The sequence below is a fragment of the Burkholderia catarinensis genome (assembly GCF_001883705.2).
Taxonomy (GTDB): Bacteria; Pseudomonadota; Gammaproteobacteria; order Burkholderiales; family Burkholderiaceae; genus Burkholderia; species Burkholderia catarinensis.
In genome coordinates, this window is the sequence record NZ_MDEQ02000014.1 from 186,569 (window position 1) to 211,934 (window position 25,366).

Here is a 25,366-nt window from a genome sequence, read left to right on the forward strand (position 1 = left end):
CGTTTCACCACGAGAGCAATTAAGTCAACGACGAGACAAGGATTGGAGGACTGAATGGACGGGAATCCGTTTCTGAAGATACAGGGCCTGGGCCGGGCACTGATGCTGCCGATCGCGGTATTGCCGGTCGCCGGCATCCTGCTGCGACTCGGCCAGCCGGACGTGTTCAACATCAAGATGATCGCCGACGCCGGCGGTGCGATCTTCGACAACCTGCCGCTGCTGTTCGCGATCGGCGTGGCGGTCGGCTTCGCGAAGGACAACAACGGCGTGGCGGCGCTCGCGGGCGCGATCGGCTACCTGATCGAAACCGCGATCATGAAGGACATCGATCCCAAGCTGAACATGGGCGTGCTGTCCGGGATCATCGCGGGCGTGGTGGCGGGCTTGCTGTACAACCGCTACAAGGACATCAAGCTGCCCGACTACCTCGCGTTCTTCGGCGGCAAACGGTTCGTGCCGATCATCACGGGGCTGGTCTGCGTGATACTCGGCATCGCGTTCGGGTACGTGTGGCAGCCGGTCCAGCATGCGATCGATGCGGCCGGCCAGTGGCTGACGACGGCGGGCGCGATCGGCGCGTTCGTGTTCGGCTTCCTGAACCGCCTGCTGCTCGTTACGGGCCTGCACCACATCATCAACTCGCTCGCGTGGTTCGTGTTCGGCAACTTCACGCCGCCCGCCGGCGGCGAGATCGTGCACGGCGACCTGCACCGCTTCTTCGCGGGCGACTCGACCGCGGGCACCTTCATGGCCGGCTTCTTCCCGATCATGATGTTCGGCCTGCCGGCCGCGTGTCTCGCGATGCTGCACGAAGCGCCGAAGGAGCGCCGCGCGATGGTCGGCGGCCTGCTGCTCTCGATGGCGCTCACGTCGTTCCTGACCGGCGTGACCGAGCCGATCGAATTCAGCTTCATGTTCCTCGCGCCGGTGCTGTACGTGATCCACGCGGTGCTGACGGGGCTGTCGCTCGCGATCTGCCAGCTCGTCGGCGTGAAGCTCGGCTTCACGTTCTCGGCCGGCGCGATCGACTACGTGCTGAACTACGGGCTGTCGACGAAGGGCTGGATCGCGATTCCGCTCGGCATCGCGTACGGCGTCGCGTACTACGGGCTGTTCCGCTTCTTCATCCGCAAGTTCAACATGGCGACGCCGGGCCGCGAGCCGGCCTCGGCCGATGCGGCGGCCGAGTCGTACGCGTCGGGCGGCTTCGTCGCACCGGCGGCGGGCGCAGCCGCTGCCGCGCCGCGTGCGCAACGCTATATCGCCGCGCTCGGCGGTGCGGGCAACCTGTCGGTCGTCGACGCATGCACGACGCGCCTGCGCCTGACCGTCGTCGATCCGGAGAAGGTATCGGAGCCTGAACTGAAGTCGATCGGCGCGCGCGGCGTGCTCAAGCGCGGCGGCAACAGCGTGCAGGTGATCATCGGGCCCGAGGCCGACATCATCGCCGACGAAATGCGCACGGCGATCGGCAGCGGCGCGGCCGGCGCAGCGTCGACGGCGACGGCCGCCGCGGCGCAGCCTGTCACGGGCGCGGCCGCCGGCCCGCTCGACCCGGAGCCGGCCCGCTGGCTCGCGGTGTTCGGCGGGGCGACCAACGTCGTGTCGCTCGACGCGATCGCGACCACGCGCCTGCGCGTCGTCGTGCGCGATCCGTCTGCGGTCGATCGCGATCGTCTCGGCGCGCTCGATGTCGCCTGGGTGTCGCTCGACACGTTCCACATCGTCTGCGGCAACGCGGCGGCACGCTATGCCGAACAGCTCGGCGCGCGCCTGCCGCCGTCGGGCGGCGGCGCGGCCGCACAGCCGGCCTGATGCGACGAAGCCGGCCGGATCCGCGCCGCGGATTCGGGCCGGCCGGCAAAATGAAAACGGCTTGCGATGCGTCGCAAGCCGTTTTTCTTTGGTGCGGGCGATGGCGCGATGCGTTCATCCGCATCGCGCATCGCTCGGCCGCTCAGCCGCTCACGGGTTCGTCAGCGTGAAGGTCGGCTTCCGGTAGCCGATGCCGGCCCGGTCGAGCTTCGGCAATTCGCGTTGCGTGAGCAGCGTCGCGAAACCGGCCCAGTCGCGCTGCAGCGCGGCCGTGTCGACGTGATGCGTGTCGTCGCGCTTGTAACGCACGCCGGCCGCGTACGGCAGCTCCCAGTCGGCCCGGTGCCACGCGCGCTCGGCGAGCGCGAGCAGCCGCGGATAGGCCATGTATTCGAGGAAGGCGTCGTTGCGCATCACCTCGCCCCACGCCTGCCCCTGCATGCCTTCGATGCGCGGCGCGGGGCCCGTGCCCGTCACCTCGAATGCGTTGCCGTCACGGTCGCCCATCACTTCGGCGTTCTGCGGCAGGTTCTCGGGCGCGAACGAGAACACCTTGTACTCGTCCGTCGCGTGCGAGCCCCAGTAGTAGCCGCGCTCGCGCGGGTTGAGCGTGTACGGGAAGTCGAAGTACAGGTAGTCGGGCAACGCCAGCACCGTCAGGTAGCCCTTGCCGCTCAGGTCGCGCGCGCTGTCCGACGCGCCCCAGAAGATCGTGTCCCACAGCGACACCATCACGTGGCGCGTGCTGAAATCCTGCGGTCCGTTCGCATGCTTGATGCCGTCCTGCCACGCGGCCATCGTGTCGATCCCGTTCGCGTTGACCGCCGCGCTCACCTGTTTCGCGAAACGCGTCGGCAGCTCGTCGATCGACTTGATCTCCCCGCGCTGTAGCAGCGCCGCGCACGCGGGCGAACGTGCCCACGGCTTGTCCTGCGCGGCGAGATCGATGCGGCCCTTGTTCGGGTCGGTGCCGTTCAGCGGCTGGAAGCCTGCGCCGAGCAGGATGTTCTTCGCTTCGTCGCCGCCGTAGTGCCAGATGTGCAGCGGCGCCTGCGCGTCCGCGTGCATCGCCGCGATCTCGCGGATGACCTTCGACGCGAAATTGAGCGCGCCCGGCACGCACGGGTTCAGGTCGCTGCGCCGGTCGTAGAACTGCACCGTCAGCAGGTTCGACGTGTCCTGCGGATCGAGCAGCCGGTACGCGTTCGCTTCCTGCTCGCGGCCGGCCGCATGGAGCCGTCGATAGCGCGCCTCCATCGTTACGACCGCCGCGCGCGCATGCGCGGGCATGTCGATCTCGGGGATGATCTCGACGAAGCGCGTGGCGGCGTAGCGCACGAGCGCCACGTAGTCGTCGCGCGTCAGGTAGCCGCCGCCCGACCGGTTGTCCGGGCCGGAGCCTAGCTGCGGCAGCAGGCAGCGCGTCTCGCTCGGGTCGTGGCAGCGGCGTGAGCCGATCCCGGTCAGCTCGGGCAGGCCGGGGATCTCGATGCGCCAGCCCTCGTCGTCGGACAGGTGCAGGTGCAGGCGGTTGAGCTTGTACGCGCTCATCTGGTCGATCAGGCGGCGCAGCGTCGCCGGGTGCTTGAAGTTGCGCGCGAGATCGACGTGCATCCCGCGATGCGTGAAGCGCGGCGCATCCTCGACGAGCATCGCCGGGATCGGGCCGCCGCCGGCGGGCGCGAGCGAGAAGAGCGTCTGCACGCCGTAGTAGAGGCCCGCGCGATCGTAGCTTTCGATCAGCACGCCGCGCGGCCCGATCGCGAGCCGGTAGCCGCCTGGCATGGCGATGTCGGCCGGCAGCCGGCGCGGAGCGACGGCGCCGCGGACCGGTACGCGTGCGCCGTCGAGCCCGAGTGTCGTCGCGCGTTCGCGCAGCGCCGCGACCTGCGCGTCCGGCAGGTCCGGCAGCGCGAGCTCGACGCCGCGCAGGTCGAGCGTGCCGGGCAGCGGCTGCTCGCGCTTCACGCTCGGCAGCGCGCGGCTCGCGTCGGGCCGTGCGGCCACGGGCGGTGCGTTGCCGGTCGAGTTGTTCTGCGCGTCGGCCGGCAGCGATTCGACGTAGCGCAGCTCGTCGTCGGTGTCGTTGTAGCGGAGCACGGCCGGCGGCGCGCCGTCGACGACGACATACGGGCGCGGAATCACGTCGCTGTAGCGCAGCAGCCAGTATTCGGCGACGAACGGCAGCTCGATGCGCTCGCCGGGCGCGAGCCGCACCGAGCCCGGCTGCGGCGTCAGTTCGTACAGGTCGCCGGTGAGCCGCCGCAGCGCGAAGCCCGGACGGTCGATCCGCAGCAGGCGGCGGATGCTGTGCAGGTAGAGCTTCCAGCCGCCGTCGGCGATCGCCTGGTGGCCGCGATTCTGCAGGATCAGGCGGCCCGTCGCGCAGGCCGCGCCGTCGGCGCCGAGATCGGCGCACGGCACGCCGGCCGCGGCCGCGTGGTTGTTGTCGACGGCGACGCGCAACGCGAGGCCGTTCGACAGCAGCGCCGCGAGACTGGCCGGTCCCGCGGCCGATTGTGCGGCGCCGGCGGTCGCGACAGCGGCGATCGACGCCGGCTGCGCGGAGATCGCGGCAGGCGACAGCGCCGCGATCAGCAGGCCGGCAATGATGGATGGCAAGGTGTGCTTCATTCGAACTCCTGAGGAAAAGAGGGCGTAGCGGCGTCGTAAGGCGACGTCGCTGCGATCGGGTTTTTCAGTGGAGCTGCGGGTGATACCAGCACGCGGGGCGAAGCAACTGCACCGCGCGCATTCGGCACGCGAGGGCGTGCGTTACGGAACGGGGGGCGGGCACGCGTGCCGATCGGATCGGCGGGGCGGTGTGCGCGTACTCATCGGCGGCGCACGGCAGTCGCCACGGCGGCGACGCAACTGCAGCCGGCTGCGTTCGTCCGGCCGTGCACGATCGCGACGGCGGACGCACGGCGACACGGCGCGCAGGCGTGCGCCACATACGGGATTCGCATGTCTCCCCCACCCAGATGGATTCGGCCTGTCAGCGGCCGTGTCCAAAGATCTTATGAAACCTTTTATTGGTATTCAAGTGGTATCAATCTGGCGCTAAATTGGCATCGGTGCGCGGGGCCTGTCCGGCCGGCCGGGACGAAAAAAAACCTCGCGCGAGGCGAGGTTCCTTCCGGACGGCGGCGGCGCGATCGGCCGCACGCGCGTCAGTCGCGGCGCACGCGTGCTTCCTGCGTCTTCTGCCGCGCTTCGAGCCACATCGCGTTGACGATGCCGAACGACAGCGCGACGCCGATACCGAGAATCCAGCTGAAATACCACATGATCCGACTCCTTGCGAAACGGTGGACGGGGGGCGCGCGCGCCCCGGTCCGGTTCAATACATCGAGTGCTTGTTCTCTTCGAGCGTCTGGTGCGTGACCTTGCCGCGCATCACGCGATACACCCAGCTCGTGTAGATCAGGACGATCGGCAGGAACACGATCACCGCGAACAGCATCACCTGCAGCGTCTTCTGGCTCGATGTCGAGTCCCACACGGTCAGGCTGCTGCGCGGGTCGAGCGACGACGGCATGATGAACGGGAACATCGAGAAGCCCGCGGTCAGGATCACGCCGGCGATCATCAGCCCCGTGCAGAAGAACGCCGTTTTCTCCTGCTTCGAGCCGGCGAGCAGCAGCGCGAGCAGCCCGCCCGCGATGCCGACGACGGGCGCCGCGATCATCCACGGGAATTCGCCGTAGTTCGCGAGCCACAGGCCCGAGCCGGCGGCGACGTCCTTGAGCAGCGGGTTCGCGACCGAGTCGGTCGGCGCGGCGTTCGTGATGTGGAAGCCGCCGATGGTCGACGCGACCAGCACGCCGGCCAGCACGAACAGCACGACTGCGAGGAGCGACGCCACCCGCAGCGCGATCGATGCACGGCGCGCGATCACGCCGTCGGTCTTCATCTTGATGAACGCGGCGCCGTGCGCGACGAGCATCGTGAGGCTGACGAGCCCGCACAGCAGCGCGAACGGATTCAGCAGCGCCCAGAAGCTGCCGTAGTAGGTCACGCGCAGGTCGCTGTCGAACTTGAACGGCACGCCCTGCAGCAGGTTGCCGAACGCGACGCCGAACACGAGCGCCGGCACGAAGCCGCCGGCGAACAGGCCCCAGTCCCAGCCCGCGCGCCAGCGCGGGTCGGGCCGCTTGCTGCGGTAGTCGAAGCCCACCGGCCGGAAGAACAGCGCGAACAGCACGAGCAGCATCGCGAAGTAGAAGCCCGAGAACGACGCCGCGTAGACGAGCGGCCAGGCGGCGAACATCGCGCCGCCGGCCGTGATCAGCCACACCTGGTTGCCTTCCCACGTCGCGCCGACGGTGTTGACGATGATGCGGCGCTCGTCGTCGGTCTTGCCGAGGAACGGCAGCAGCGCGGTCGCGCCCATGTCGAAGCCGTCGGTGACGGCGAAGCCGATCAGCAGCACGCCGACGAGCAGCCACCAGATCAGCTTGAGAGTTGCATAGTCCATAGCGATTCCTTGTTCCGTTTCGGGGGCGTGCTCACGCCGGGGCACGCTCGCTGGCGTCCGCGAGTTCGTGGTGATAGCGGCCGGTATGCAGCGACGACGGGCCGAGGCGCGCGTACTTGAACATCAGCTTGATCTCGATGACGAACAGCGCGGTGTAGAACAGGATGAAGCCCGCGAGACTCAGGTACAGGTCGTTCGGTGTCAGGCTCGACGCGGACAGGTGCGTCGGCAGCACGCCCGCGATCGTCCACGGCTGGCGGCCGAGCTCGGCGACGATCCAGCCGAATTCGATCGCGATCCACGGCAGCGGGATCGCCCACACCGCGTAGCGCAGGAACCAGCGGCGGTTGTCCTGCAGCAGTTCGCGGCGCGCGCAGAACCAGAAGGCGGCAACGAACGTCGCGACGAACAGGAAGCCGAGGGCCACCATGATCCGGAACGAGAAGAACACGGGCGCGACCGGCGGGATCGTTTTCTTCGCGGCCGCCTTGATCTGTTCGGGCGTCGCGTCGACCACGTTCGGCGTGAACTGCTTGAGCATCAGCCCGTAGCCGAGATACTGCTTGTGCTGGTCGAACAGCGCGTGCGTCGCCGCACTGGTGTCGCCTTCCTTGATCTTCTGCAGCGCGCCGTACGCGATCATCCCGCTCTGGATGTGCTCCTCGCTGTGCTTCATCAGATCCTTGAGGCCGATGACGGGTTCGTCGATCGAGCGCGTCGCGATCAGGCCGAGCGCGTACGGGATCTTGATCGCGTAGTCGGTGCGCTGTTCCTCCTGGTTCGGAATGCCGATCAGCGTGAACGAGGCCGGCGCGGGCGCCGTTTCCCATTCCGACTCGATCGCGGCGAGCTTCATCTGCTGCACTTCGCCGGTCGTATAGCCCGATTCGTCGCCGAGCACGATCACGCAGAGCGTCGCCGCGAGGCCGAAGCCGGCCGCGACCGCAAACGAGCGCAGCGCGAAGTCGATGTCGCGTTTCTTCAGCAGGTACCACGACGACACGCCGAGCACGAACATCGCCGCCGACACGTAGCCGGCCGACACCGTGTGCACGAACTTCACCTGCGCGACCGGATTGAACAGCACGTCGAACAGGCTCGTCATCTCCATGCGCATCGTCTGGTAGTTGAACTCGGCGCCGACCGGGTTGTTCATCCAGCCGTTCGCGACGAGGATCCACAGCGCGGACAGGTTCGAGCCCAGCGCGACGAGGAACGTGACCATCAGGTGCTTGACCTTCGACAGGCGGTTCCAGCCGAAGAAGAACAGGCCGACGAACGTCGATTCGAGGAAGAACGCCATCAGGCCTTCGACCGCGAGCGGCACGCCGAAGATGTCGCCGACATAGTGCGAGTAGTACGACCAGTTCGTGCCGAACTGGAATTCGAGCGTGATGCCGGTCGTCACGCCCATCGCGAAGTTGATGCCGAACAGCTTGCCCCAGAACTGGGTCATGTCCTTGTAGACCTGCTTGCCGGTCATCACGTAGACGGCTTCCATGATGACGAGCAGCCAGGACAGGCCGAGCGTCAGCGGCACGAACAGGAAGTGGTAGAGCGCCGTGATGCCGAACTGCAGACGTGACAGATCGACGACTTCACTACTTATCATGGTGGTCTCCCTCGGTAGATGCAGGCGCCGGCACCGAGAGCAGCTTCTCGGCGACGGCGGCAGGCGGCAACGACATGTGCTCGGCCTGCGGATGATTGAAGAATGCGTATTTGAGCGACATCAGGAGGATCAGCTTGACGATCAGCACCAGGGTGATGTCGCGGGCGAGGGTCGGTCCGCGTGCCCACGCGGCGATGCGCGCGCGCCAGCCGATCGTGCCGTCCGGCCGCGGGGGCGGCGGCGCAGGCTCTTTATTGATCGAGATCAAGGCGATTATCCTGAATCGATTTAGGACGGTTTTGGGGGCGACGTTACGTCGGATTTATGACGGCCGTGAAGCTGTTTTAATCCTTTTGCGCCGGACATACCAATTTTAAAAGGAAGGCTTTCCGATGCCGAGTGCTGCGCTGCGGCAGACCGTCGCGAAACACGGGCAGAAAATTGAGGCAGATCAAGGTTATGCGGAAGGGGCGCGCCAACGGCCTATTGCCTGATGAATCAGGTCAATTAATCGGCGGAGAAACGAGCGGAGAAGCGGATGAAAAGCAGGGGAAAAGACGGACGAAAAAAAACCGCTGCCGGTCGGGCAGCGGTTTTTGACGATGCGCTCTGAATCGCCAGGGATTTATGCGTACTCGGCGAGGGCGGTGCGCATTTTTTTCATCGCGCTCGCTTCGATCTGGCGGATGCGTTCCGCCGATACGCCGAACTCGGCGGCGAGATCATGCAGCGTCGAGCCGCCCGAGCCGTCGTCGTCGACGTGCAGCCAGCGCGCCTCGATGATGCGGCGGCTGCGCGCGTCGAGCGCGTCGAGCGCCTGTGCGATGCCGTCCGTCTGCAACGTGTCGCGCTGACGGGCGGCGAGCACGGCGGTCGGCTCGTTGTGCGAATCGGCCAGGTAGGCGATCGGCGCGTACGACTCCTCGCCATCTTCCACCTGCCCTTCGAGTGCGATGTCGCCGCCCGACAGGCGCGTTTCCATTTCGGTCACGTCTTCGCGCTTGACGTTGAGCTCCTTCGCGAGGCCGTCGATCTCCTCGGGCGTCATCGCCTGCAGGCCTTTCTTGTGGCTGCGCAGGTTGAAGAACAGCTTGCGTTGCGACTTGGTCGTCGCGACCTTCACCGTGCGCCAGTTGCGCAGGATGTACTCGTGGATCTCGGCCTTGATCCAGTGGATCGCGTACGACACGAGGCGCACGTTCTGGGCCGGATCGAAGCGCTTCACGGCCTTCATCAGGCCGATGTTGCCTTCCTGGATCAGGTCGCCGTGCGGCAGGCCGTAGCCGAGATAGTTGCGCGCGATCGACACGACCAGCCGCAGGTGCGACAGCACGAGGCGGCGCGCCGAGTCGAGGTTGTTGTCTTCGCGGAATTCGGTCGCGTACTGGCGTTCCTCTTCGGCCGTCAGCAGCGGAATGCGATTGACGGCCTGGATATACGCGTCGATGTTGCCAAGCTGGCCCGGCAACATCGATTGAGCTGCGAGCGCCAGCGAGCCTGCCGATGCGGCCTTGGCCGGCGCCGGGCTCAGGGTGTTCGGGAGGGTCAGGGCGTTGCTCACTAAAAACTCCTTTGGAATCAGGGACAAACCCCCGGTCTCGAATAAAATTCCGTGGGCCATCTTAGCACTCCCGCAATCTGAGTGCTAATTCCTTAGAGCGGGCGTGGGCATCGGAGTTCCCGGTTTTTCTATCGAATCAGTCGAGTTGATAGTCTATTCTGCGACAGAGGCGGTGACGCGAAGTTCCGTAAACCATTGTTTCTGATGGGAATCAGTAGACGATTTCGATTTTTGTCGTTTTGGAAGGAAGCCATTTCGCTTCGTGATGCCGATCCGAAAAGTCCTTTACCATAACATTCAGTTCGCTCGGGCCCTGCCGTGGCGGCAGGCCCCATTCAACCCACAAAGTTGGAGTGTCTGATGAACAATAAGAAGAATCGCCGGCCCCGCAGCCGGCTTGCGCTGCATGCGATGCTGGCGGCGTCTCTTCTGGGCGGATCGGGTGCGGCATTCGCGGATCGATGGGGGATCCAGGCGGGCGGCGGGTTTTCGGATCGTCACGGGATCGACAAGGCCGATCTCGGCGTGGTGTGGGATCCGGGCTGGAACTGGTGGGAAATCGGCGGCTGGCACTTCGCGTTCGTGATGGAAGGCCATGTCGGCTACTGGCACACCGGCGGCAACGTTCACGGCAGCCTCGGCGAGATCGGTGCGACGCCGATGTTCCGCTTCATCAAGAGCGCGGGCCAGGTGCGCCCGTTCATCGAGGCCGGCGCAGGCATCCGGTTCCTCACTTCCCCGACGATCTCCAACCATTTTTCGCTGGGGACGTCGTTCCAGTTCGCGGATGTCGTGGGCGTCGGCGCACAGTTCGGAGAACGGCAACAGTATCAGGTCGGCTACCGTTTTCAACATGTGTCTAACGCGGGTATCAAAGAGCCGAATCCTGGTATAAATTTCCACCAGTTCTACGTGCAGTACAACTTCTGATCCGCATGCCCGCGCACGGCGTGCGCGTTGCCGAGGAGTCAGGCGATGGCGAAGGTGGTCGATGCGATCCGCGCGCTCGAGCGCGATCGGTTCCGGGCGATGGTGGACGGCGACGGCGAGGTGCTCGACGCGCTGTTGTCGGACAACGTGTTCTTCGTGCACACCAACGGCAAACGCGAAACCAAGCAGCAGTTCATCGACGCCATCGTCGCCGGCCGCCGCCGTTATCGCCAGATCGAAATCCAGTCGCAGGACGTGCTGCCGGTCGGCGGCGAAACCTGCGTCGTCACCGGGCGCGCGTTGATCGAGATGGAAACGAACAACGGCGGCCTGGTCTTCCCGATTGCCTATACGTCAGTCCATACCCACGAGCAGGGCCGCTGGTGCCTGTTCGCGTGGCAGGCGACGCGGTGCGCGACCGAGACATGAGCGCGCGTGGCGCTCCTTTTCATGTCCCGACCGAAGCGGCCTCCTGGGCCGCTTTTTGCTGCCTCGTGCGGCGCGGATCGCGCGGCGCACGGGCGGTCACGCCCCGCTCGCTGACGTTTGAACCCTGAATCAAGACCCGACGGTCAGGCCGCCGCGCGGCGGTCCGTGCAGTGCCATGCCGAACGGTTGATCGCGCTGACGACCGCGTCGAGCGCGGCGCTCGCCGCATCGGCGTGCAGGCCGACACCGTGCCGCAGCGGCGCATCGCCGACCCGGCAGCCGACCGATACCGCGATCCGTCCGTCCGTCGTGCGCGCGTGTTCGCACGACGCGACGTCGATCGCGGCGCCGGCGGCTGCCGCGAATGCTGCGGCCGAACGTCGCACGGCGTCCTCGGGCGTCGTGTCGGCCGCGGGCGCCGCCGCGATCTCGCGGTTCCGCCAGCGCGCGCCGTTGCCGTGACACGCGGCCGGGCCGTCGGTCTCGAAGAATTCGCGGGCGAACAGCGCGCAGATCGCGTCGCCGGTCACTTCCTCGCCGGACGCGTCGGCGAGCGTCTGCACCGCATGGCTGAATTCGATCTGCACGCGGCGCGTCGGCGTGAAGCCCATCCCGCGTTCGAGCAGGAACGTCGCGCCGCCCTTGCCGGACTGGCTGTTCACGCGGATCACCGCGTCATAGCTGCGGCCGAGGTCGGCCGGGTCGATCGGCAGGTACGGCACTTCCCAGGCCGCGTCGGGGCGCTGCTGCGCGAAACCCTTGCGGATCGCGTCCTGGTGCGAGCCCGAGAACGCGGTGAACACGAGGTCGCCGGCGTACGGATGGCGCGGATGCACGGGAATCTGGTTGCAGCGTTCGACGACGCGGCGCACCGCGTCGATGTCGGAGAAATCGAGGCCCGGGTCGATGCCCTGCGTGTAGAGATTCAGCGCGAGCGTGACGAGATCGACGTTGCCGGTGCGCTCTCCATTGCCGAACAGGCAGCCCTCGATGCGGTCGGCGCCGGCGAGCAGCGCGAGTTCGGCGGCCGCGACCGCGGTGCCGCGATCGTTGTGCGGATGCACGGACAGCACGATGCTGTCGCGGTACGCGAGGTTGCGGTCCATCCATTCGATCTGGTCGGCGAACACGTTCGGGCTTGCGGCCTCGACGGTGGCCGGCAGGTTGACGATCATCTTGTGGTCGCGGGTCGGGCGCCACGTCTGCGCGACCGCGTCGCAGATCTCGCGTGCGAACGTCAGCTCGGTCATGCTGAAGGTTTCCGGCGAGTACTGGAAGGTCCAGTGCGTGTCGGGGCGCGCGGCGGCATGCTCCTTGACGATGCGCGTGCCGTCGACTGCGAGCGCCCTCACGTCGTGCTTCGACATCCCGAACACGATGCGGCGGAACGACGGGCAGACCGCGTTGTACAGGTGCACGATCGCGCGCGGCACGCCTTCGAGCGCGTCGAACGTGCGTGCGATCAGGTCCTCGCGTGACTGCACGAGCACCTCGATCGTCACGTCGTCGGGAATCCGCTTGTCGTCGATCAGCTTGCGGACGAAATCGAAGTCGGTTTGCGACGCCGACGGAAAACCGACTTCGATCTCCTTGAAACCGATCGCGACCAGCATCTCGAAGAACTCGAGCTTCTGCTCGATGCTCATCGGCTCGATCAGCGACTGGTTGCCATCGCGCAGGTCGGTGCTCATCCAGACGGGCGCGCGCTCGATGGTGCGCGACGGCCATTTGCGGCCATTGAGGCGGACGGGCTCGAACGGACGGTACTTGTTTTGCGGATTGCGCATCATCTTCTGGACCTCGGGTCTCAAGTCGCGAGCGAAGACGGGCGGCATGGGCGATGGTTGGCGCTGCCTCGCCCCGCGGCGCGCGATTGCGCTGCGGATGCGAATGATCTTCGCGAATCGACCGACGGATAGACGGACGAATGCTGACGACTTCGGGTTGTAAAAACTGCGAGAGGGGTACTGCGAGGAACTGCTGGGCGGGACCGTGCGGACAGCACACGGCGCTACGACAGCCTTAGGCTAGTCGTAGCGATAGCGGCCGCGCTAGGCGGCCGGCGGTAATTCGGAGGGTGTTCGGAAAGGAACGCATGACGGCAACTCTATGCCAGGATGCGCCCGCGTGTCAAATGGTCGGCGCGCGGGGCCGGATCGCCGCCGCGCCGTCAGCGCGTGGTGCGGGCGATCTGCACGATCGTCGCGACCTGCCGCGCGACCGTGTCGGGCACCGGCACCTCGCCGCGCAATACGGCGTCCGTCCACGCGGCCGTCGCCGCCGCGTCGCGCGATTCGGGCAGTGCGACGGGCGGCGTATCGGTCGACGAACGTTCGGCCTCGATCAGCGTGTCGCACACGCCGTCATGCAGCCAGTCGACCTGCACCTGGCGCCGCGTGTCGGCGACGGCCTCGCCCTCGGTGCCGCGCGCGAGCAGCGCGCCGCCGAGCGCGGCGTCGGGGTGGTCGCGGAACAACTGCGCGAGGCTGTCGCGGTACGGCGGGTGCGTGTAGTTGACGAGCCGCAGCCCGGCCGGCGCGAACGGCTGCAGGATCTTCACGAGCGTGTGCGTCGAGTTGCGCACGCCGAGCACGCGGCGCATCGACAGCAGGTGCGCGATGCGCGGCGCCAGCGCTTCGATCGGCGCGAACGCGACGCGGCGCTCGGCGAGCATGTCCTCGATCGCATCGTGCGACGCCGACGGCGCGAGCGACAGCGCCGAGAAGATCTCGGCGCTCGTCACGCGGCCGGGATCGCGCTCGACGCCATGCACGAGCACCGGCACGCCTTCGCGCGCGAGCAGCAGCGCGAGCAGCGGCACCAGGTTCGGTTGCTTGCGCGCGCCGTTGTAGCTCGGGATCGACACGGGGCGGAACGCGGCGTCCCGCACGTGCACGGGCTCGAACGATGCCTGCGCGGCGGCGAGCATCGCGGCCAGCTCGTCGGCGGATTCGCCCTTCAGCCGATAGGCGATCAGGATCGCACCGAGTTCGACGTCCGACACGCGCGCGTCGAGCATCGCGCGATAGAGTTCGAACGTGTCCTCGGCGGACAGTGCGCGCGCGCCGTTCGGGCCGCGGCCGATTTCCTTGATGAAGCGGGCGCAGGGGAACGGAACGGCTGCGGGATCGTGGGAGGCAGTCATCGGGGCGTGGGGCGGGCGGCCGGCATCGGGCCGCGCGGTGAGCGGTGAGGAATGCCCCGAGTATCGCACGGGGGCGGCCGGCGCCAGCGCGGCCGCGCATCGCGTCGCGCTACACTCGGGTTCCCGGCGGTGCGCGCGCCGGCTGCGCCGCGCCCGTGCCGTTGCCGGCGAATACGACTACGAGAGACATCCCATGAAGCTCTACAGCTATTTCCGCAGTTCCGCGTCGTACCGCGTGCGGATCGCCCTGTACCTGAAGCAGTTGCCGTTCGACTATGTTCCCGTGCACATGCTGCGCAACGGCGGCGAGCAACTGAAGGACGAGTACCGCGCACTGAATCCGGATGGGGTCGTGCCGACGCTGACCGACGGCGACGCGACCCTGCAGCAGTCGCTCGCGATCATCGAATATCTCGAGGAAACCCATCCCGAGCCCGCGCTGCTGCCGAAGCAGCCGGTCGATCGCGCGTATGTGCGCGCGGTCGCGCTGCAGATCGCGTGCGAAATCCATCCGCTCGACAACCTGCGCGTGCTGAAGTACCTGAAGCACACGCTGCAGGTGCCCGAGGAGGCGAAGAACGCGTGGTACCGGCACTGGATCGAGGCGGGCTTCGAATCGCTCGAGACGCGTCTCGCGAACGATCCGCGTACCGGCAAGCTGTGCTTCGGCGACACGCCGACGCTCGCCGACGTGTGCCTCGTGCCGCAGGTGTTCAACGCGAACCGCTTCTCGATCGACACGACGCGCTATCCGACGATCCAGCGGATCGTCGACCATGCAGCGACGCTCGACGCGTTCAAGGCCGCCGAACCCGGCGTGCAGCCCGACGCCGAATGATCGCGGCACGCCCGCGGCGTGCATGATCGGGCGCGCATGAAAAAGGGCGCCCGAAGGCGCCCTGTGCGATGCGTGCCGGCGGCGTTCAGCCGAGCAGCGCGTCCGCGAATTCCACGGCGCTGAACGGCTGCAGGTCCTCGACCTTTTCGCCGACGCCGATGAAGTAGACGGGCACCGGGCGTTGCCGTGCGATCGCGGCGAGAATCCCGCCCTTCGCGGTGCCATCCAGCTTCGTGACGATGAGGCCCGTGAGGCCGAGCGCGTCGTCGAAGGCCTTCACCTGCGTGAGCGCGTTCTGGCCGGTGTTCGCGTCGATCACCAGCAGCACTTCGTGCGGCGAGCCGTCGTGCGCCTTCGAGATCACGCGCTTCACCTTCTTGAGCTCTTCCATCAGGTGGATCTGCGTCGGCAGGCGGCCGGCCGTGTCGGCCATCATCACGTCGATCTTGCGCGCGCGCGCGGCGCTGACCGCGTCGAAGATCACTGCGGCCGGATCGCCGCTTTCCTGCTGCACGACCGTCACGTTGTTGCGTTCGCCCCAGACCGCCAGCTGTTCGCGCGCGGCCGCGCGGAACGTGTCGCCCGCGGCCAGCAGCACCGACTGGTCGAAGCTCTGCAGATGCTTCGCGAGCTTGCCGATGCTGGTCGTCTTGCCCGCGCCGTTCACGCCGGTGATCATCATCACGAGCGGCTGCGCGCGGCCGAGCATCAGCGATTTCTCGAGCGGCTTCAGCAGTTCGACGAGCAGGTCGTGCAGCGCGGCCTTCACCTGCTGCGGGTCGGTCAGCCGGCCCGTGCGTACCTTTTCGCGCAGCGCGTCGAGCAGGTACTCGGTCGCGTCGACGCCCGCGTCGGACATCAGCAGCGCGGTTTCGAGCTCCTCGTACAGATCCTCGTCGATCTTCGTGTTGACGAATACGCCGGTGATGCTCGAGCCCGTCTTCGCGAGCCCCGTTTTCAGGCGCGTCAGCCACGACTTCTTCGCGGAGGCGTCCTGCAGCGGCGGCGGGACGATTTCGACCGTCTCGACGACTTCGTCGCGGCCGTCGTTGGTCGGCGTGACCGTCATCACGACGGCCGGCGCGGCCGGTTGTGCGGCTGGTTGCGCGGGCGCTTGCGGCACTGCGGCTGCGAGCGGGGCCTCGACCGCGGGCGCATCGGACGGCTCGTCCGTTTGCGGCACGTCGGCCGATTGCGATTCCGCCGGATCGGGCTCCTGCGTTTTCTTGAATCGTTTGAAGAAGCTGAACATGGTCTGACGTCGCGAAGAGGGCGGGCCGCCGCCAGGGGCGGGGCGCCGGATGGGCCGTTCTGCGTTCGCGCGGGCGCGGCGCACGGCGGCCGAAACCGTACATTTTATCAGTGCGGCGTGGCGCTCGCGTCAGTGGGCGTCGCCGCTGTGGTAACGTGCGCCTGTTTGGCGGTGCGCCACTGCGCGCGCCCGGTCCCTCCGTCGTCGATATCCCGTATGTCCCGTTCCTCTTCCGGCCGCCCGGCGGCCCTTCCCGGCCGCGGCAAGCCGCACACGATCCGCATCATCGGCGGTGACTGGAAACGCACGCCCCTCGCGGTGCTCGATCTCGACGGCCTGCGGCCGACGCCCGATCGCGTGCGCGAAACGCTGTTCAACTGGCTTGGCCAGGATCTCGAAGGCTGGCGCTGCCTCGACCTGTTCGCGGGCACCGGCGCGCTCGGCTTCGAGGCCGCGTCGCGCGGCGCAGCGAGCGTCGTGATGGTCGAGCGCCATCCGCGCGCCGCGCAGCAGTTGCGTGCGATCAAGGACAAGCTCGGCGCACGGGCGGTCGAGGTCGCGGAGGCCGACGCGCTGCGGCTCGCTGCCGGGCTCACGCCGGGTGCGTTCAACGTCGTGTTTCTCGATCCGCCGTTCGGCGATCCGGCCGCGCTCGAGCGCGCGATCGCGCTGGCGGCGCCGCTCGTCGCGCCGGGCGGCGCGCTGTACGTCGAGACGGGGGCGGAACTCGATCCGGCCGCGCACGACGCGCTCGCAGGCTGGCAGGTGGTGAAGCACGGCAAGGCCGGTGCGGTTCACTATCATTTGCTGCGGCGCGAAAATGATGAATAATGCGCGTTCGATACGAGGCGGCGCGCCGCAAAGGCGACGCATGCCCATCTCGGCAGCGGCGTGCGCATGGCACGGCTGCCATCCCGTTTGCGTGATGACAGGAGGAGCGACATGGTAGTCGCCGTGTATCCCGGTACGTTCGATCCGCTGACCCGCGGGCACGAAGACCTCGTGCGGCGTGCGTCGAGCATTTTTGATACGCTGGTGGTTGGTGTTGCCGACAGCCGCGCGAAAAAGCCGTTCTTTTCGCTGGAAGAACGTCTGACGATTGCGAACGAGGTGCTGGGCCATTATCCGAACGTGAAGGTGATGAGTTTCACCGGCCTCCTGAAGGATTTTGTCCGTACCAACAACGCGCGCGTGATCGTGCGCGGCCTGCGTGCCGTGTCCGATTTCGAATACGAGTTCCAGATGGCGGGGATGAATCGCTATCTGTTGCCTGACGTCGAGACGATGTTCATGACGCCGTCCGACCAGTACCAGTTCATCTCGGGGACGATCGTGCGCGAAATCGCGCAGTTAGGCGGCGATGTCAGCAAGTTCGTGTTCCCGTCCGTCGAAAAGTGGCTGACCGAGAAAGTTGCCGCGATGGAAGGCCCTGTCGCGTGACGCGGCGCCGGCCGGTTTCGTTGCGAAGCCGGCCGCCGGCCTGAAGAAGTGAGATCAGTATGGCTTTGATGATTACCGACGAGTGCATCAATTGCGACGTGTGCGAGCCCGAGTGCCCGAACGGCGCGATTTCGATGGGCCCGGACATCTACGTGATCGACCCGAACAAGTGCACCGAGTGCGTCGGCCATTTCGACGAACCGCAGTGCCAGCAGGTGTGTCCGGTCGAATGCATTCCGCGCGATCCGCAGCATGACGAATCGCACGCACAATTGATGGAGAAGTATCACGTGTTGATCGCCGGGAAGGGCGACGACGCGTCGTGATCCCGCGGTAAGGCGCGCGCTTGGGGCAGCCGGCGCGCATGCCACCCTCTCAGATCGGCGCCGCCCGGCGCCGGTTCTTCCGTTTCAGGCCAGCAGCTCGCGCAACGCCGCGACGAGCGCATCGCATTCGGCGTCGGTGCCGACCGTGATGCGCAGGTGCTGGTCGATCCGCGGCAGCCGGAAGTGCCGCACGAAAATTTCCCGTTCCTTCAGCCTGGCCGCAATCGTGCCCGCATCGTGCGCGGGATGGCGCGCGAACACGAAATTCGCGGCCGACGGCACGATGTCGAAGCCGAGCGCGTCGAGTGCGTGCGTGAGCCGCGTCCGGCTGTCGATCACGCGCCGGCAGGTCGCGCCGAAATGGTCGGTGTCCTCGTACGCGGCCTGCGCGGCAACCTGCGCGAGCCGGTCGAGCGGGTACGAGTTGAAGCTGTCCTTCACGCGGTTCAGCGCGTCGATCAGTGCCGTATCGCCGAACGCGAAGCCGACGCGCATGCCCGCGAGCGAGCGCGCTTTCGACGTCGTGTGCACGACGAGCAGGTTCGGATGGCGGTCGATCAGCTTAATCGCGGACTGCGCGCCGAAATCCACATAGGCCTCGTCGATCACGACGACCGACGACGGATTCGCGGCCGCGATCCGCTCGACGTCCGCGAGCGGCAGCGCGCGCCCGGTCGGCGCGTTCGGGTTCGGAAACAGCACGCCGCCGGCGTCGTCGAGATAGTCGTCGACGCGGATCGAGAAGTCGTCCGCGAGCGGCACGACCGTGGTGTCGACGCCGTACAGGCGCGCATAGGTCGGATAGAAGCTGTACGTGATGTCGGGAAAGCGCAGCGGCCGGTCGTGCTTGAGCAGCGCCTGGAACGTGTGCGCGAGCACCTCGTCGGAGCCGTTGCCGACGAATACCTGCCCGGGCTCGATGCGATGATGGGCCGCGACCGTCTCGCGCAGCGCGCGTGCGACCGGGTCCGGATAGCGGCGCAGCGTGTCGCCGGTCTCGCCGAGTTCGCGCGCGATCGCCGCGACGACGCGCGGCGACGGCGGATAGGGATTCTCGTTGGTGTTCAGCTTGACGGGGTGCGCGAGTGCGGGCTGTTCGCCCGGCACGTAAGGCACGAGTTGCTGAACGACATCGCTCCAGTAACGGCTCACCGCTTGGCTCCTGTCGGGCAAAACGACGAGATTACCGCATGTGCGCGCACGGTGGGGAAGGGCGGTGCCGCCCGGCGACGCCGGACGGCCCGATGCACCGTGCCGGTGCGATGCGCGGTCAGTTGCGATGCAGCTGCATCGTCGCGCGGTCGAGTTGGCCCTTGACGACCATCGGCATCACGGCGAGCGCGCGCTCGATCGACGCGTCGATCACGTCCTGTTCCTCGCGGCGCGGCGGCTTCAGCACGAAGTTCGCGACGTCGGGCTTCGCGCCGGCGCGCGCGCTTTCCGGAATCAGGTCGCGCGGATGGCCGATGCCGATCCGCAGTCGCCAGTACTGCTGCGACGACAGGTGCGCGGAGATGTCCTTGAGGCCGTTGTGGCCGCCGCTGCCGCCGCCGAGCTTCAGCTTCACGGTGCCGGGCGGCAGGTCGAGCTCGTCGTGCGCGACGAGGATCTGGTCGGGCAGGATCTTGAAGAACTGCGCGAGCGCGACGACCGACTGGCCGGAGCGGTTCATGTAGGTTTGCGGCTCGAGCAGGTGGACTTCCTCGCCGTGCAGGCGCGCTTTCGCGTAGAAGCCGTGGAAGCGGCGTTCGTCGCGCAGCGTCGTGCCTGCTTCGCGGGCGAGCTGGTCGATCAGCCAGAAGCCGGCATTGTGGCGCGTCGCGGTGTATTCCGCCCCGGGATTGCCGAGGCCGACGATCAGTTTGATCATGACGTTTCGAAGGCGGCTGCCGCCGCCTGGGCGCAGAAAAAGAAAAACCCGCCGGGCAAGCCGCGGCGGGTTGCGTCGACCGTTTCGTGAAACGGATCGATGGGGCGCTTAGGCAGCCGGCGTTTCGCCTTCGCCTGCTGCGTCCGACACGGCACCAGCCGGGACCGTCGCCGATGCGACAACCGGGTTTTCCGCGTCGACGTGCGAGACCAGCACGACGCCCTTCGGCAGCGTGATGTCCTTCGCGTGCAGCGACTGACCGGCTTCGATCTTCGACAGGTCGACTTCGAGGAACTCCGGCAGGGCAGCCGGCAGGCACTCGACTTCGATTTCCGTCGCGACGTGCGAAACGATCGCGCTCGACAGCTTCACGGCCGGGCTGACTTCAGCGTTCAGGAAGTGCAGCGGCACCTTCGTGTGCAGCTTCTTCTTCGCGTCGACGCGCTGGAAGTCCACGTGCAGCACCAGTTGCTTGAACGGGTGGTATTGCACGTCGCGCAGCAGAACCTGTTGCGACTGGCCGGCCACTTCGAGGTCGAGGATCGACGAGTGGAACGCTTCCTTCTTCAGGGCGTGCCACAGGGCGTTGTGATCGAGTTCGATCTTTTGCGGGGCTGCTTCGCCACCGTAAACGATACCCGTGGTCTTACCGGCGTTGCGCAGGCGGCGGCTCGCACCCGTACCTTGCTCTTGGCGCTCGAAAGCGACTACTTTCATGTGATTCTCCAATGGCTGCCCGCGACCAGGCAGTAAAACGGGGCCGTCACGTCAAACGGCGGCCCCCGATGAAACGGCCGGGGTTTCGTCTATCCCGTCCGATTGTGCAAAAAGCGAAGCGTTGCCGCTTCGCTTTTCGCGCTTGCTTTGTCGTGTCGATTCGCGATCAGGATTCCGCGAACAGCGACATCACCGAGTCGCCGCGGCGGATCCGCGAGAACGTCTCGGCCAGCAGGCTCGCGCTCGTCAGCGAGCGGACCTTCGAGCATGCCAGCGATTCGGCCGACAGCGGGATCGTATCGGTGACGACCAGCTCGTCGAGCGCCGATGCAGAGATGCGATCCGCGGCGCCGCCCGACAGCACGGGGTGCGTCGCGTAGGCGAACACCTGCTTCGCACCGCGGTCCTTCAGCACTTGCGCGGCCTTGCAAAGCGTGCCGGCCGTATCGACCATGTCGTCCATGATCACGCAGGTGCGGCCTTCGACTTCACCGATGATGTTCATCACTTCGGCGATGTTCGCCTTCGGACGACGCTTGTCGATGATCGCGAGATCGCAGTTGAGCTGCTTCGCGAGTGCCCGGGCGCGCACCACGCCGCCGACGTCCGGCGACACGACGAGCAGATCCGAATAGTTCTGCTTGCGCAGGTCACCCAGCAGGATCGGCGTTGCGTAGATGTTGTCGACCGGGATGTCGAAGAAGCCCTGAATCTGGTCGGCGTGCAGATCCATCGTGATGATCCGCTCGACGCCGGCGATTTCCAGCATGTTCGCGACGACCTTCGCCGAGATCGCGACACGCGCCGAACGCGGGCGACGATCCTGGCGGGCGTAGCCGAAGTAGGGGATGGCTGCAGTGATCCGGCCGGCGGATGCGCGCTTGAGCGCATCGACCATGATCATCAGTTCCATCAGGTTGTCGTTCGCCGGTGCGCACGTGGATTGCAGGACGAAGACGTCCTTGCCACGCACGTTTTCCTGGATCTCGACCTGGATCTCGCCGTCGGAGAAACGGCTGACCATCGCTTTGCCGAGGGGGATTCCAAGAATGTTGACGACTTCCTGGGCGAGCGCGGGATTCGCGTTGCCAGTAAAAACCATCAGGCCGTCATGGCTGCTCATCGTGCACCTGCTTCAGGCTTGGGCGGGAAATGCGGGAAAATTTTTGGCAGGGGAGGAAGGACTCGAACCCTCGCATGCCGGAATCAAAATCCGGTGCCTTGACCAACTTGGCGACTCCCCTACACTTAACTGACAACTTCACCGGGCTTGTGTAGGCCGTCCGGCAAAGTAAAACTTCATGACGCGAAAGCGAAGAGCGGATGCTCGTTCAGACTCTCGGCAACTGCACCATTCCAACCGGTGGGCAGCTTGGCTTGCGCCGCTTCTGCCTCGTGTTTGCTGCGAAACGCTGCGAACACGCTTGCTCCGGAGCCGGTCATCCTCGCGGGGGTCACATCATACAACCATTTGACCACCTGCGCAACTTCCGCGTACTTACTTGTCACAACTTGCTGCATGTCGTTCCGGCCGAAGCTGTCTGGCCATCCCGCATCGCTGGTTTGCTGTGCAAGAAAGTCAGCAATTGTGACGGGCTTCGAATCTCTTGTCAACAACTCATCTGAAAATATTTCAGCGGTCGGGACATGAACGCGTGGCGTCACAACCAAGAACCAGCGAGTCGGCAATTCTACCTCAGCTAATTCTTCTCCGATACCCTCTGCGAACGCATTTTTCCCAAAAATAAAAAACGGGACGTCTGCGCCGAGTTTCACCGCGAGCGACTGGAGCTCCGCGCGCGGCAGGTCGAGCTGCCACAGGCGGTTCAGCGCGAGCAGCGTCGTCGCCGCGTCGGAGCTGCCGCCGCCGAGGCCGGCCCCCATCGGCAGGCACTTGTCGATCTCGATGTCGACGCCGGCCGAGGTGCCCGTGTGCGCCTTCAGCAGGTTGGCCGCGCGCACGACGAGATCGCTTTCCTCGGGCACGCCGGGCACGTCGGTGACACGCGCGACGCGGCCGTCGTCGCGCAGCGTGAAGTGCAGCGTGTCGCCCCAGTTCAGCAACTGGAACACGCTCTGCAGATCGTGATAGCCGTTCGGGCGGCGGCCGGTGATGTGCAGGAACAGGTTGAGTTTCGCGGGCGCAAGGCAGTTGCGCAGCGAGCGGGTCGAATCGGTCATGCGTATGTCGGGGCTAGGCGTGTGCTCACTGGTCGAGCACGAGCTTGATGTCGAGCGGCGGCGTCGCGCGCACGAGGTTGACGCGCTTGACGCCCGTGGCCGGGGCGTCCGCGTAGGCGAGGTAATCGATCGTCCAGCCGTCCTGGCGGATCTGCTTGAAGTGCGTGCCGTCGGCCGGATCGCGCACGGTTTCCGCGGGCGTCGCGGGCGCGGCCGTCGGCAGCAGCCAGTAGCGCAGGCCCGCGAGCGGCAGTTCGAAGCCGAGGGTCTTCTGCATCAGGTCGCCGACGTCCGGCGCATATTGCGTCGGACGATTCGGCAACTCGAGCGATGCCGCGCGCGGCGTCGATTTCACGACCGCGAGCGTCTGGCCGAGCGGGCTGCGCAGCTCGAGCGACACGTCGTCGCCGTGCTCCTGCCAGTCGAAGTTGCCGTACACGTTCTGCTGCCTGCCGAGGCGGTCGTCGTACTGCACCGCGAAGCGGCCATGGTAAGCGTGCGTCGCCGCGGTCTGCAGCACCGCGCCTGCCGGCGCGCTTGCCGACGGCGGCGTGCTCGCGCAGCCGGCGAGCGCGAGCGCCGCGCCGGCCGCGGCGAGCGTGCGCTGCGCGCGGGAGGACAGGGAAAGCATCGGGAACATCTGCATCAGAGGCCGTTGATCTGCAGGCGTTTCAACGTCTGCACGAGCGTTTCGTTGTCGGGCTCGAGCTTTTGCGCGGCACGCCACGCGGAACGCGCGTCATCCTGCGCGCCGCTCTTCCACAGCACTTCGCCGAGGTGCGCGCCGATCTCTGCGTTCGGCTGCAGCTCGTACGCGCGCTGCAGGACCTTCGTCGCGCCGGCCGTGTCGCCCATCCGGTACTTCACCCAGCCGAGGCTGTCCATGATGTACGCGTCGTTCGGCGCGAGCGTCATCGCCTTGTCGATCAGCTTGCTGGCCTCGGGCAGGCGCTGGTTGCGGTCGGCGAGCGAATAGCCGAGCGCGTTGTATGCCTGCGGGTTGTCGGGCTGCGTGCGGATCAGCTCGCGCAACTGCTTTTCCATCGTCGTGTAGTGGCCGGTCTTTTCGGCCGCCATCGCGTAGTCGTAGCGCAGGTCGGGATCGTCGGGGAAATCCTGGACTGCCTGTCCGAGCCGTGCCTCGGCTTCCGGATAGCGCTTCGCGGTGAACAGGATCGACGCGTCGGTGCGCGCGACCACGGCCGCGTCGCGCGGATCCGTGATCGGCAGGTTGTCGAGCACCTTGCGCGCCTCGTCGGTCTTGCCCTGTTTCTGCAGCAACTGCGCGCGCGTGATCTGCGCGGGGAGGTAGTGCTGGCTCGTCTGGTCGACCTTGTCGAGCCATTGCGACGCCTGAGCCTCGTTGTCCTGGTCGATCGCGATCTGCGCGAGGTAGATGTAGCCCTGGCCGACGTCGAGGTTCGGCTGCTTGTCGCCGAGCTGCACGTACTGCTTCAGGTAGGCGGTCGCTTCGTCGAGCTTCTTCTGCTGGATCTTGATCAGCGCGAGCGCCATCAGCGGCGTCGGATCCTTCGAGTCGAGCTTGCGCATCGTCTCGAACTGCTTCTGCGCGTCGTCGAGGCGATCGTCGGCGAGATAGAGCTGCGACAGCGCCAGCCGCGCGTCGCGCGACTTCGGATTCTGCTGAACATACTTTTCGAACGATACGATGCCGGCCGCGCGTTCCGCCGGCCCCATCTGCGACAGCATCAGGGCTGCCGGCAGGTAGTCGGGGCGCAGTTGCAGCGCCTGCTTCAGCGACTGCGCGGCGCCGTCCTTGTCGTCGACCGCGAGTTGCTGCCGCGCGATCGCGAGCTGCGCCTCGGGCCGGCTCATGTCGTTCTTCAGCATGTCCTTCAGCACCGCGAGGCCGCCGACGCGGTCGGAGCCGCGCACGAGCAGCGCCTGCAGCGCGAGGATCGCCGGGCCGCGGGTTTCGCCGGTCGCGCGGGCCAGCTCGCGCGCGAGCATCGGCTGCGCGTCGGCCGGCTTGCCGGCGAGCACCAGCAGCGCGGCGTCGACCTGCGACGCCCGGTTCGAATCCGGTGCGTACTGGCGCCACAGGTTCGCGGCGGACAGCGCGTCGGCCGGGCTCTGCGCGCCGAGCGCGATCTCGGTCGCGCGCTGCGCCATGCGCGGATCGCGCGTGTCGCGGGCGAGCGCGAGATAGGTCTGGTAGGCCGGCGCGGGCTGGTTGCGCTGGAGCGCGACCTCGGCGGCAAGCACCTGGTAGACGATCTGGCTCGTCAGCGGCGCGGCGGGGAGATTCTGCTGCTCGTCCGACATCACATGCTCGAACGCGCCCTGCGGCTCCGCGTCGTCCGATGCCGGATCCTGCGCGTGGGCCGGGAAGGCGGTGAGGGTCCAGGCGGCAAACAGCGCGGCGCCGAGTGCACGACGGACCGGGAAGACGCGCGCGCCGCGCACGGCGGCGGGGCGCTTCTGAAGCAGCTTCGAGGGCAGGGTCATGGAAATCCGTTCGATGTTTCAACCGATTGTAACGCGCTCGCTACAATACACGCACGATCGTGATAGGGTCTGCTTACACGTGGAACGCACATGCGAATGCCCGAAATCGCGCGCATGGCAAGAAGCGAGGAGCGCCGTTTGGCGAGTCAAACAAGCGACGAGCGACGCCGCCATGCGCGCGATTTCGGGCATTCCCGTGGAATGTTTTTTTAATTTGGGGTTGCCACGAGAACGGCCGCTCGCCGCGTTGCGCTCCTTGCGAATACGTCCAGTATTCGCAGCGTCGCGCGCCTCGCGA

Annotated in this window: 23 protein-coding genes and 1 tRNA gene; 7 read left to right on the forward strand and 17 right to left on the reverse strand. The window is 66.7% G+C overall.

Annotation, left to right across the window (positions count from 1 at the left end; translation table 11 throughout):
- Window positions 1-54 precede the first annotated feature (54 nt).
- Window positions 55-1,818 (forward strand): N-acetylglucosamine-specific PTS transporter subunit IIBC, encoded by a 1,764-nt coding sequence (gene nagE, locus BFF94_RS23235; RefSeq protein WP_219139903.1) that lies wholly within the window; start codon window positions 55-57, stop codon window positions 1,816-1,818.
- Window positions 1,819-1,968: 150 nt separating this feature from the next.
- Here nagE and BFF94_RS23240 read toward each other — a convergent pair whose 3' ends face one another.
- The 6 genes from BFF94_RS23240 to rpoH form a co-directional block, all read right to left on the reverse strand.
- Window positions 1,969-4,452, reverse strand: a complete 2,484-nt coding sequence (locus BFF94_RS23240; protein WP_219139904.1) for a beta-N-acetylhexosaminidase — start codon at window positions 4,450-4,452, stop codon at window positions 1,969-1,971.
- A 539-nt stretch (window positions 4,453-4,991) separates the two neighbouring features.
- On the reverse strand, window positions 4,992-5,108 hold the full coding sequence (cydX, locus tag BFF94_RS23245) for a cytochrome bd-I oxidase subunit CydX (protein WP_128849540.1): 117 nt from the start codon (window positions 5,106-5,108) through the stop codon (window positions 4,992-4,994).
- Between the two features lie 53 nt (window positions 5,109-5,161).
- The gene (cydB, locus tag BFF94_RS23250) at window positions 5,162-6,298 is read right to left on the reverse strand and encodes a cytochrome d ubiquinol oxidase subunit II (RefSeq protein WP_128849542.1); all 1,137 of its coding nucleotides are present in this window, start codon (window positions 6,296-6,298) and stop codon (window positions 5,162-5,164) included.
- 31 nt (window positions 6,299-6,329) lie between these two features.
- Window positions 6,330-7,910, reverse strand: a complete 1,581-nt coding sequence (locus tag BFF94_RS23255) for a cytochrome ubiquinol oxidase subunit I (protein WP_128849545.1) — start codon at window positions 7,908-7,910, stop codon at window positions 6,330-6,332.
- The gene (gene cydP / locus BFF94_RS23260; RefSeq protein WP_201260458.1) at window positions 7,900-8,184 is read right to left on the reverse strand and encodes a cytochrome oxidase putative small subunit CydP; all 285 of its coding nucleotides are present in this window, start codon (window positions 8,182-8,184) and stop codon (window positions 7,900-7,902) included. Before cydP ends, BFF94_RS23255 begins: the two co-directional genes overlap by 11 nt.
- Window positions 8,185-8,535: 351 nt before the next feature.
- The gene (gene rpoH, locus BFF94_RS23265; RefSeq protein WP_128849550.1) at window positions 8,536-9,471 is read right to left on the reverse strand and encodes an RNA polymerase sigma factor RpoH; all 936 of its coding nucleotides are present in this window, start codon (window positions 9,469-9,471) and stop codon (window positions 8,536-8,538) included.
- A gap of 360 nt (window positions 9,472-9,831) precedes the next feature.
- On the opposite strand from rpoH, the gene BFF94_RS23270 reads away from it, so the two are divergent.
- Both BFF94_RS23270 and BFF94_RS23275 read left to right on the forward strand, forming a co-directional pair.
- The gene (locus BFF94_RS23270; RefSeq protein WP_128849555.1) at window positions 9,832-10,401 is read left to right on the forward strand and encodes an acyloxyacyl hydrolase; all 570 of its coding nucleotides are present in this window, start codon (window positions 9,832-9,834) and stop codon (window positions 10,399-10,401) included.
- Window positions 10,402-10,446: 45 nt separating this feature from the next.
- Window positions 10,447-10,830, forward strand: a complete 384-nt coding sequence (locus tag BFF94_RS23275) for a nuclear transport factor 2 family protein (protein ID WP_128849558.1) — start codon at window positions 10,447-10,449, stop codon at window positions 10,828-10,830.
- 143 nt (window positions 10,831-10,973) lie between these two features.
- On the opposite strand, the gene leuA is transcribed toward BFF94_RS23275, so the two are convergent.
- Complete coding sequence (leuA, locus tag BFF94_RS23280) at window positions 10,974-12,620, reverse strand: 2-isopropylmalate synthase (protein ID WP_219139905.1); 1,647 nt, start codon at window positions 12,618-12,620, stop codon at window positions 10,974-10,976.
- Between the two features lie 380 nt (window positions 12,621-13,000).
- Window positions 13,001-13,975 (reverse strand): DNA-binding protein YbiB, encoded by a 975-nt coding sequence (gene ybiB, locus BFF94_RS23285; RefSeq protein ID WP_128849561.1) that lies wholly within the window; start codon window positions 13,973-13,975, stop codon window positions 13,001-13,003.
- A gap of 193 nt (window positions 13,976-14,168) precedes the next feature.
- On the opposite strand from ybiB, the gene maiA reads away from it, so the two are divergent.
- Window positions 14,169-14,813: a maleylacetoacetate isomerase gene (gene maiA, locus BFF94_RS23290; RefSeq protein ID WP_128849564.1), complete on the forward strand. Its 645-nt coding sequence runs from the start codon at window positions 14,169-14,171 to the stop codon at window positions 14,811-14,813.
- Between the two features lie 85 nt (window positions 14,814-14,898).
- On the opposite strand, the gene ftsY is transcribed toward maiA, so the two are convergent.
- The gene (gene ftsY, locus BFF94_RS23295; protein WP_128849567.1) at window positions 14,899-16,065 is read right to left on the reverse strand and encodes a signal recognition particle-docking protein FtsY; all 1,167 of its coding nucleotides are present in this window, start codon (window positions 16,063-16,065) and stop codon (window positions 14,899-14,901) included.
- A gap of 216 nt (window positions 16,066-16,281) precedes the next feature.
- Here ftsY and rsmD point away from each other — a divergent pair, with 216 nt between their 5' ends.
- The 3 genes from rsmD to BFF94_RS23310 all read left to right on the forward strand — a co-directional run bounded on the left by rsmD (window position 16,282) and on the right by BFF94_RS23310 (window position 17,831).
- Entirely contained in the window at window positions 16,282-16,896 is a 615-nt protein-coding gene (gene rsmD / locus BFF94_RS23300; RefSeq protein WP_128849570.1) for a 16S rRNA (guanine(966)-N(2))-methyltransferase RsmD, read from the forward strand.
- A gap of 111 nt (window positions 16,897-17,007) precedes the next feature.
- Complete coding sequence (coaD, locus tag BFF94_RS23305) at window positions 17,008-17,505, forward strand: pantetheine-phosphate adenylyltransferase (protein ID WP_128849585.1); 498 nt, start codon at window positions 17,008-17,010, stop codon at window positions 17,503-17,505.
- 59 nt (window positions 17,506-17,564) lie between these two features.
- Window positions 17,565-17,831 carry a YfhL family 4Fe-4S dicluster ferredoxin gene (locus BFF94_RS23310; protein ID WP_048246983.1) on the forward strand — a complete coding sequence of 89 codons (267 nt, stop codon included), beginning with the start codon at window positions 17,565-17,567 and terminating at the stop codon, window positions 17,829-17,831.
- A gap of 84 nt (window positions 17,832-17,915) precedes the next feature.
- On the opposite strand, the gene hisC is transcribed toward BFF94_RS23310, so the two are convergent.
- The 8 genes from hisC to BFF94_RS23350 all read right to left on the reverse strand — a co-directional run bounded on the left by hisC (window position 17,916) and on the right by BFF94_RS23350 (window position 25,068).
- A complete protein-coding gene (gene hisC, locus BFF94_RS23315) occupies window positions 17,916-18,983 on the reverse strand; it encodes a histidinol-phosphate transaminase (protein WP_128849573.1) in 1,068 nt (355 codons plus the stop codon).
- A gap of 118 nt (window positions 18,984-19,101) precedes the next feature.
- Entirely contained in the window at window positions 19,102-19,701 is a 600-nt protein-coding gene (gene pth / locus BFF94_RS23320; protein ID WP_128849575.1) for an aminoacyl-tRNA hydrolase, read from the reverse strand.
- Window positions 19,702-19,809: 108 nt separating this feature from the next.
- Entirely contained in the window at window positions 19,810-20,418 is a 609-nt protein-coding gene (locus BFF94_RS23325) for a 50S ribosomal protein L25/general stress protein Ctc (protein ID WP_128849578.1), read from the reverse strand.
- Window positions 20,419-20,584: 166 nt separating this feature from the next.
- Window positions 20,585-21,541 (reverse strand): ribose-phosphate pyrophosphokinase, encoded by a 957-nt coding sequence (locus BFF94_RS23330; protein WP_128849580.1) that lies wholly within the window; start codon window positions 21,539-21,541, stop codon window positions 20,585-20,587.
- 44 nt (window positions 21,542-21,585) lie between these two features.
- Window positions 21,586-21,662: transfer RNA gene (locus tag BFF94_RS23335), tRNA-Gln, on the reverse strand.
- A gap of 55 nt (window positions 21,663-21,717) precedes the next feature.
- Window positions 21,718-22,599 (reverse strand): 4-(cytidine 5'-diphospho)-2-C-methyl-D-erythritol kinase, encoded by an 882-nt coding sequence (gene ispE, locus BFF94_RS23340; RefSeq protein ID WP_128849583.1) that lies wholly within the window; start codon window positions 22,597-22,599, stop codon window positions 21,718-21,720.
- Window positions 22,600-22,624: 25 nt separating this feature from the next.
- Window positions 22,625-23,245, reverse strand: coding sequence for a lipoprotein insertase outer membrane protein LolB (gene lolB / locus BFF94_RS23345; RefSeq protein WP_219139906.1), 621 nt, complete (start codon window positions 23,243-23,245; stop codon window positions 22,625-22,627).
- The gene (locus tag BFF94_RS23350) at window positions 23,245-25,068 is read right to left on the reverse strand and encodes a tetratricopeptide repeat protein (RefSeq protein WP_219139907.1); all 1,824 of its coding nucleotides are present in this window, start codon (window positions 25,066-25,068) and stop codon (window positions 23,245-23,247) included. The genes lolB and BFF94_RS23350 overlap by 1 nt, the downstream gene beginning before the upstream one ends.
- Window positions 25,069-25,366 lie beyond the last annotated feature (298 nt).